Below are 1,647 nucleotides of genomic sequence, written 5' to 3'. Positions count from 1 at the left end.
CCGCCATGGTCTCGCCGTCACGGCACTCACCGACGATGGCGACGTTGCAGGCCGAACGCATGAGATTGCGAATGCCGGCGCCGAAGGTCGGCAGATTGCGGCCGACCTCGACCTGGGTGATCTCGGACGCCGGGCTGTCAATGTCGTCGTAGATATTCTCGATGGGTGCGGAGAGTTCGGTGATTATCCGGTGGCTGTCCGGGTCCTCGAGGATGGCACGGGTGATGCCGCCGAGCAGGCGGGTCTTTCCTGTGCCAGTCGCGCCGGCCACGACGACGATGCCGTCCCGAGGAAAGCAGGCCGCCGCCAGGCGGGGATCAACCTGTTGCTGGGCCAGGGGCCAGGTTGCCAGTGGCATCGTACGGATCACCAGGGCGGCGCCGTCCACACCGCGGGCGTAGGCCCCTTTGCCGTTCACCCGGAACCGGAGACGGGTCTTGCGGTCCGGCTTGATCTCATAAGCTGTGTCGAAATCCTGGGCGGACTTGATCTGTGCCATGGCATCGGCTCCGCGCAGGGTATTTGCCGCCTCCTCGATCTCGTTCTCGGTCAACCTGCGTTCTCCGAGCTTCCGGACGCGGCCATGGACCTGCAGGACAATCCGCTTGCCGGTCTGCAAGCGGATGTCGGATGCCTCGATACACGTCGCCCAGCCCAGCAAGCTATTGAGGGCGTCGCGGGTGAGGGCGTGCCCCGCGCCAATCCAGTCCGGGATGGCGAGGGGCAGGTCCGCCTGCATGCTCACCAAAGCACCCAGGCGAGCAGGCGATAGACCAGCAGAGCGCACACAAACCCAAGCGCCAGGGTCTTGATGGCTTGCACCATCCGGCCGCCGGCAAAGCGGATCGGCGAGTGCTGCAGGATGACCGTGATGCCGAGGGAGGCGCACAGCAGCCAAAGGAGAGTGAGATCGGCGGCCGGTCTCATCGTCCCACACTCCCGATTGGCCCGTCTGCCTCGACACCGATTGTCGGGCTCCAGCGGCCGGTGTTGGAATTGAGACCCCGTTGCCGCGTGATGGCGATCGTCGTGTCCTGCAGGTTCAACCGGCCGCCGCCGCCCTGGACACGAAGATGTCTGACCGCGATCTGCGGCCGTTCGACCAGACCGGAACGCAGCAGGACATGGAACCGGGCCATGCCGATGAGGTCGGTTTCAAGCGTGCCGAGATCGGAGAGGAAGGTATCGACCGCCAGACGCTCACCCTCCGCCCAGCCATCGGCCACGCACCGCGACCAGGTCTCAGCCTCCTTGTCCGTGCGCGGCCGCAGAGTCTCGGCCGGCGGTGTGGGCGAGCCCCACTGCCGCACCAGGTAGCTGCGCCAGTCGGGAACTGTGCTGGTCAGGCGGCCCTGGCGGGTGATGCGGTAGATCCGGCCCGTCTCGCGGGCCACTTGGCCTCCGTCGCCGAGAGCGAAGGCCATCTGCGCCTCGGTGACGACAGGCGGCAGCAGCATCGTGGTGCGACCGCCGGTGGAGATTGCCACGGTGCTGAAATCGAACCGGGCATCGAGCGCCGGCTCGTGCCGCCGCAGCATTTCATTGATGCCGAAGCTGCGCGCCGAAAGGCCACCCCGCGCGCCGTAGGCCTTGCCCTCCTGACAGACCGCCTGCATCCGCATGCCCTCGGCCCCTTTTTCCGGGAGC

3 protein-coding genes are annotated in these 1,647 nt (G+C 66.8%); all 3 read right to left on the bottom strand.

Annotated elements, in window-relative coordinates:
- The coding region (locus QWZ14_RS07320) for an ATPase, T2SS/T4P/T4SS family (RefSeq protein ID WP_290315970.1) at positions 1 to 739 on the bottom strand (739 nt) is incomplete at its 3' end.
- Between the two features lie 2 nt (positions 740 to 741).
- Positions 742 to 927, bottom strand: a complete 186-nt coding sequence (locus tag QWZ14_RS07315) for a hypothetical protein (protein ID WP_290315969.1) — start codon at positions 925 to 927, stop codon at positions 742 to 744.
- Positions 924 to 1,647 (bottom strand): type IV secretory system conjugative DNA transfer family protein (locus QWZ14_RS07310; protein ID WP_290315968.1); only part of this gene is annotated, 724 nt, incomplete at its 5' end. The genes QWZ14_RS07315 and QWZ14_RS07310, both read right to left, overlap by 4 nt.

The sequence above is a fragment of the Paeniroseomonas aquatica genome, from assembly GCF_030409335.1.
GTDB lineage: Bacteria > Pseudomonadota > Alphaproteobacteria > Acetobacterales > Acetobacteraceae > Belnapia > Belnapia aquatica.
Note: the sequence above shows the minus strand (reverse complement) of the source record. Positions and strands in the feature narration are given on the sequence as shown.